This is a genomic window from Nocardia sp. NPDC006982, from assembly GCF_042869435.1.
Taxonomy (GTDB): domain Bacteria; phylum Actinomycetota; class Actinomycetes; order Mycobacteriales; family Mycobacteriaceae; genus Nocardia.
The window spans coordinates 1-6,357 of record NZ_JBIAFV010000058.1 but is presented as its reverse complement, the minus strand read 5'-3'; the positions used below and the strand labels follow the sequence as shown (position 1 = coordinate 6,357).

Here is a 6,357-nt window from a genome sequence, read left to right as displayed (position 1 = left end):
GCACCCACCACCCGGTGGCCTGCGGGACCAACTGAACACGGAACGAAATCACCTGGACTCAATTCCGGGTGGTCTCGTCATCGGGGACCGCTCACCGGCCCTCACCAAGCTGCTCCACGATGATGTGATCTTGTTCATGCCGCCGTACGAACTCTGGCTGCAAGGCCGAACTCAGATCGAACGCTGGTTCCAGCGCGAACCCAACCCGTGCCGCAACGCCAATGCCATACCCGTTAAGGCCAACGGCTCACAGGCCTTCGCGATCTACCACGCCGAGGCGCAACACGGTGCGATGCGGGCTTTCGCCCTCCAAGTCATCACCATCAGACACGACCGAATCGCCGCGATCGACATACACATCGAACCGCAACTGTTCGGCCAGTTCGAGCTCCCGACCGAACTGCCAAGCGACAAACCCACGAACACAAACCAACCCGATTCATGCTCAGCACCACAAACAACGGGCTACTTCCGGTGCCAGGCTGTCTGACAGCGCCGAGCTCATCGACATGGCACTCGAACTCCTTCAAGACCCCCAACAGCCTTACCACCGGTGCACCGACCACCCGCGCCGGATGCTCACCAGACCATCTTCTGCGCCCCTATCGGTTGAATCATCAATGGCTCGCACCGGAACGCATCAGCACCCGGGCTTGTCGACCCACGTCCTCGCCAGCATAAGTAGGCTTCAAATGCCGCAACTGATCCAGCATGAATGGGCCACACACAAAGCCTTTGGTTTGGTCTTCGAACATCTCCCCGCCCGTCGGGACGACAGCGGGGCAGGCCTGCATTCGGTGCCGATATCCGCTTTGGCCGCACTGCGTTTCGCCTCCCAGTCGGTGAGGCAGACCAGGCCGACGCCCAGCCAGCAGGCGCGGCAGCAGCCGGGCGGAACATCTCTGAGTCATGATGTCGATCGCGCCGACATTGCAGATCACGATGGCGCACCGGTTCGCCGTGTCCAGGCCGGGACATCGAGCAGCAGTAGTTCCTCGGCGTATCCGGCGGTCTCGTACAACATCTGTCGCAGCGCAGGAGCGCATTGGTGGATAGAAGCGCGCGGTCATTTCCTCACGGGCAGCGTACGGGAGGGTTCCGGCGGAACCAGCCAGATACCAACCGGGAAAACGGATCTGCGAACAGCTAGCCCCTGCTTTGTCCGGTATTCGCACGCCAAGCGCAGCGCGGCCAGGCGCACGTTGAACTTCTGCGCAGCGCGGTCTGCCCGCCTGGTGCGTGGTGAAGCCTCCGCTGCCAAAGGCAGTATCCGGTGATGGCCGGGATACCCGATGATGTCGGCTACTGCGAAGTGACTGGGCTTGCCGACTTCGGCATAGATGTAGCTGGTTCTGGGTCTTCGTTCCCGACGCACCTGGCGCACTGGTGGCGGTTACTCTGTGGGAAGCGACTAGGTTGTGTCTCTCAATGGCGTTGGTCGATCAGCCCTGCTCGGCAGGGTTGATCGTGCATCATGGTCGCCGTGGCGACGCTGGCAGGTGATCGGTATCAGGTTCTGACGGACAAGTAGTGGGAGCTGCTCGAGCTGCTGCTACCGAAATCCGAAGGGCACGTGGGTCGTAACTTCACCAACAATCGCCTGGTGGTGGAGGGGATGCTGTATCGGCTGCGGACCAGCCTGCCGTGGCGGGACCTGCCGGAAGTCTTCGGACCATGGCAGACGGTGTGGAAGCGGCACCGCCGCTATGCCGCCGACGGCACCTGGGACCGGGTGCTCACCGCCTTGGTCGCCTTGGCCGATTCCACCGGCAACCTGGACTGGGTGGTGTCGGTCGATTCGACAATCGTGCGAGTGCACCAGCACGGCGCCGGCGCGCCCGACGACTCGGTGACAGGGCTATGAACCCACCGATCACGCGATCGGGCGGTCCCGCGGCGGGCTGACGACCAAAGTTCATCTGGCCGCCGATGGACACGGTCACGGCCTGGCCGTGCTGCTCACACCCGGGCAGTCCCACGACTCACCGTTGCTGCCGCCGCTGCTCGACGCGGTCGCGGTGCCCCGCCTCGACGGCGGCCCACCCCGACGCAATCCCGATGTGGTGATCGCCGACCGCGCCTATTCCGCAGCGTCGAATCGAACTCTGTTGCGCCGCAAACGCATCCAGACCGTGATTCCTGAACGCCGTGATCAGGTCGCCAATCGCAAACGCAAGGGCCGCGCCGGTGGCCGGGCACCGAGCTTCGACACCGAGACCTACAAACGGCGCAACGTCGTCGAACGTGCCTTCAACAGAGCCAAGCACTGGCGCGCGGTGGCCACCCGCTATGACAAGCTCGCGATCACCTACCGAGCCGGATTCGTTCCGGCCCTCATCGTCGAATGACTCAAGTCATTGGGAGACATGACCTAGGCGGAATGACTTCAGCTGATCGCGAACTCGTGAATGGTGTGCTGCTCTGACTGACAGGATGGGACGCATGGAGAATTTGCAGGACGCTGAGCGTCGGTTACAGGCCGCGCAGCTCGCCGGAGATGTCGATGTGCTGGATCAGCTGTTGGACGACCGCCTGATTTTCACCTTCGGTGGTGACGTTTACACCAAGGCCGACGACATCGAGCTCCACCGCACCAGGGCGCAGGTGATGACGAAGCTCCTCGAGGAGGACTTGACCGTGCTCGTCGACGGACACACCGGGGTCACCTGGTTCCTTGGCGTTGTCGAAGGAACCATGCACGGGACACCGTTTTCGGCCAGGATGCGCTACACCCGCACCTGGCTGCACGACAATATCCATGGTTGGCGGATCATCGCCGCACATGCCGGCACGACCACGTGACACAGACATTGCGTGTTTGCGTGAGACATGCCGCCACTGGTGTGCGGTCAGGACTCCTGCTCGACCTGGCCTAACAACAGGTGCGGCACCAACGCCTGTACAAATCGACAGCCTACGACGAGATACCATGCACACAACCGATGCCGACCCATCATGCTGGATCGCATCCGGATTGGAAGCTGCAGAGTCCACGAAGCCACGCGTCCTCGACCGCGACGATCTCGCTCGGCCGGGTGGTGAACGCGCACTCGGCGACGGCCCGGTCTGACTCGTGCGCCCCGCACAGACCGGTTCTGCCCCGGTCGCAGCGCAGATGAGCCTAGAGATTTTGCGAAAGTCCTCTGGTAGGGCTGTGTGGAAATGCGAAGTGCCTGTCCTGCAAGGCGTAACGGGACTTTCTACGGTTCCATAAGAAACGCTGGAAGGCACTTTGCAGGTGAAGAATATCGCAACGTTGACGGGTGCGAGTGTCGGCGGATGGTCAGGGTGTCGTGACACAGGCAGGACGGGCACGGTTGCGGGAACTGGCGGATCCTGACCACGCTGTCGGCGCCGGTCACCGCCGTGCTGGCCGACACCTGTCGAGGACGGTCCATCTATCCGCCGGGTGCGGTATTGGCCGACGGTGCGTTAGCAGCATCCGTGAAAGCCCGTGGATCGCCGAGGCCACCGACCTGGTCGATTTGAACACCTCGCCTGCCCGAACCCGGTTGATTCTGCGCTGGGAACGCCACATCCGGCGCCCAGTTATGGTTCACCGACTCCGACGGGTTACGGATCACCGCGTTCATCACCGGACACCATCCGGCGTAGTCGACGGGCAACTTGTCGGCCTGGAACTAGGCCACCGCCAACACGTACACGTCGAGGACTGCATCCGCCGAGCCAGAGCGACCAGGCTGCCCAATCTGCCCCTGCACGCATTCGACGCCGGCGCCGTCCGGCTCGAAATCATCCTCGCTGCAACCGATTCGTCGCCTAGAGCAAACTAATCGGCTTCGCAGATCACCTCGATCTTGCGACTTGCGAGATCGACACCTTCTGCTATCGCATCTTGCACGTCGCCGCCCGCGTCACCCGCAGCCGCGACGGATCGCCTCTGCATCGACTCCGTCTGGCGGTGGGCCACCACCATCGGCACGGCATGGCACCGCCTCCGCGCAGCATTCACCTGACACCCGACCACCAACGCCCACTCAATCCCGAAAGACTAACGGGCCCGCGCGACCCGCTACCGGAGCGCCACCCGCAGCCCCGCGTGCCAAACCAGTGAAATCAGCGCCCCACCAACCCGAACAAAATCAGAACCCTCGGTACGCAAAATCGAGGCTAGCCCGCTAGCCCGCATCCCAAGCTCTCAAAGAGCTCTGCCTCCGGAGCGATGCGCCGTGAGACCGCGATAGTGGTAAACGGGGATCCCCAAGCAATATGCCGGGCGCATCGCACATTTCACATGCAGGTCGAAGTGCTCTGCAACGTCATCGATGCGGCAGACGAACTGATTCACATCCGTCGAACGGGCACCCACAGGCCACTAATTTGATAGTAGCTATCATTTGCTACTTTCTGTCAAATAGAGGATAGTCTCCTGTTATGCAAGCAGAAGCGATGAGAGCCACGGTGGCAGTCGTCGGCTCCAGCACGGCGGCTGGACGTGGCCAAGTATTCGATGTCGTCGGCGAACTCCGCAGGCGACCGCGCAATGCCAGGTTCCGATTCCACAATTTCGGGGTGGGCGGCGATCGGGCGGTAGACACGCTCAAGCGCATCCCAAAGATCGCCGATGCCGCCCCGGATCGCATCATCGTGATCATCGGCGGAAACGACATCCTGACGTCAGTGTTCCCCGTCCTTGCACGGATGCTTGGCAGCTGGAAGCGTACGTCCGATGCGGCCACGCCGCAGTCCTACGACCAACATCTGCGGGAACTGGTGCGCAAGCTGAGAGCCGAGACGTCGGCCTCGCTCGCGCTGGTGTCGTTGGGACAGGTCGGCGAGGACCCCGCCTCTGATCAGCCGGTGCAGCAACGGCTCAACGAACTGTATCGGCAGTACCAGCAGATTATCGCCACGGTAGCGGCGGATGAGGGTCTCGACTACATCCCGTTCTACGAACGGCTGCACGACGCCATCGTCGCCGACCCCGGTCGAGCGTTCACCGCTCTCCGCATCCGCTCGCTCTATTGGGACACGTTCAAACACTTCGTAATGCACCGCAGCGGCGACGAAATCGCCAAGGCGAACGGATGGCGTTTCCATGTCGACGGAGTGCACTTCAACAGCCGGGGCGGGATGATACTCGCGGATGCCATTCAAGAGTTTCTGGACCGCTGACACATCAACTGATGCCCAGCCGTTCAAGTGCACGGTCGCCAGGGTCGGCCCCTGGGCAGGAAAAGCGACCCCGCTCCGACGGGGTCGCGGCAACCCGCCGGTGATTCGACAACCAGTACCGGCGCCACCGGAACGGCCCAGCCTACATTGCGCCGACGGAACGGCGGGTAGCACATCGCACGATGGCCATGTTCCTAGCCCTCGTCTCAATGCGGTTGGAGTTGTGGGCGCGGCTGCGCGGCGCCACAACTTGTGATTCGAATGATGTTGTTTGCGTGGGTGTCGGCGAGGGGATGAAGCGAGGTCTCCGGTAGATGGTTCAGCTGTCGAAGAAGAACCTGAATACCGTAGACCTTGCGACCAGAGTGTCGGGTGACGAGGTGAGCAGATCCGATCCACGCTCAGTGGGCGCGGCTGGAACCGCTGCTGCCACTGCGGCATCGGCCATCTGAAGGACTCTCAGTGAACGTGTCAAGCCGCAGTAGCGACCGAGATCGGCGTGTCGAGGGTGAATTCACGTCCGTCTCGCAGCAGTGCCCACAGCACGTCGACCAGGCGCCGGGCCAGGGCTAGGAGGGCTTGGGTGTGGATGAGTCGTTCATCGCGTTTCTTGTCGTAGAACCGCCGCGAGGGGCCGTCGGTGACTTTCAGGCTGGACAGGGCGGCCATGTAGAACACCCGCCGCATGCGCCGGTTGTAGCGTTTGGGCCGGTGCAGGTTGCCGCTGACCTGGCCGGAGTCCCGGGGAACCGGAACCAGGCCCGCGTAGGAGGCCAGGCGGCCCGCGCTGGCGAAGTTGGCCAGGTCACCGCCGGTGCCGACGAGGAATTCCGCGCCCAGTCCCGGTCCCATGCCGGGCAGGGACTCGATGATCCCCGCCCACGGGTGTTCCCGGAACCGGCTGGTGATGAGCTTGTCGGTGTCCTTGATCTCGCGGTCGAGGTCGAGCAGCTTGGCCGCGATGCGTTTGACCAGCATCGCGGTGTCGGCCTCGCCGGGCAGGGCCAGGCTCTGGCGCTCGGCGGCGTCGACCGCGGCGGCGGCAGTCTTGCCGATACCCGGTTTCCAGGCCCCGTTGTCGGTGAGATATGTTGCGACACCGTCGATTCCGGCGGCACGGATCTCTGCGGGGGTGCACAGTCCGGCGACGAGTATCAGTGGGGTCCGGTTCGAGTAGTCGAACGCGGCCTCCAGCGCGGGGAAGATGGACCCGAGCAGGGC

General features: G+C 63.0%; 4 protein-coding genes and 2 pseudogenes. 5 read left to right on the top strand and 1 reads right to left on the bottom strand.

Features of this window, described 5'->3' with window-relative positions:
• The 5 genes and pseudogenes from ACFYOW_RS49190 to ACFYOW_RS49170 form a co-directional block, all read left to right on the top strand.
• Positions 1–490, top strand: a pseudogene (locus ACFYOW_RS49190) (hypothetical protein); the annotation flags it as partial.
• Between the two features lie 1,047 nt (positions 491–1,537).
• Positions 1,538–2,348, top strand: a protein-coding gene (locus ACFYOW_RS49185) for an IS5 family transposase (RefSeq protein WP_387299043.1) whose coding sequence is annotated in 2 segments (ribosomal slippage) — positions 1,538–1,857 and positions 1,856–2,348 — 813 coding nt in all. Because the reading frame shifts where the segments join, the coding sequence is not laid out codon by codon here.
• Positions 2,349–2,442: 94 nt separating this feature from the next.
• A complete protein-coding gene (locus ACFYOW_RS49180; protein ID WP_387299041.1) occupies positions 2,443–2,802 on the top strand; it encodes a nuclear transport factor 2 family protein in 360 nt (119 codons plus the stop codon).
• 638 nt (positions 2,803–3,440) lie between these two features.
• Positions 3,441–3,977: pseudogene (locus tag ACFYOW_RS49175) on the top strand (IS1380 family transposase); the annotation flags it as partial.
• Between the two features lie 418 nt (positions 3,978–4,395).
• Positions 4,396–5,136, top strand: a complete 741-nt coding sequence (locus ACFYOW_RS49170) for an SGNH/GDSL hydrolase family protein (RefSeq protein WP_387299039.1) — start codon at positions 4,396–4,398, stop codon at positions 5,134–5,136.
• Positions 5,137–5,607: 471 nt separating this feature from the next.
• On the opposite strand, the gene ACFYOW_RS49165 is transcribed toward ACFYOW_RS49170, so the two are convergent.
• The coding region (locus ACFYOW_RS49165) for a transposase (RefSeq protein WP_387299037.1) at positions 5,608–6,357 on the bottom strand (750 nt) is incomplete at its 5' end.

Bases quoted from the DNA above. Each gene is read 5' to 3' on its own strand.
- ACFYOW_RS49170 (WP_387299039.1), top strand. From the start codon at position 4,396: ATGCAAGCAGAAGCGATGAGAGCCACGGTGGCAGTCGTCGGCTCCAGC.
- ACFYOW_RS49180 (WP_387299041.1), top strand. From the start codon at position 2,443: ATGGAGAATTTGCAGGACGCTGAGCGTCGGTTACAGGCCGCGCAGCTC.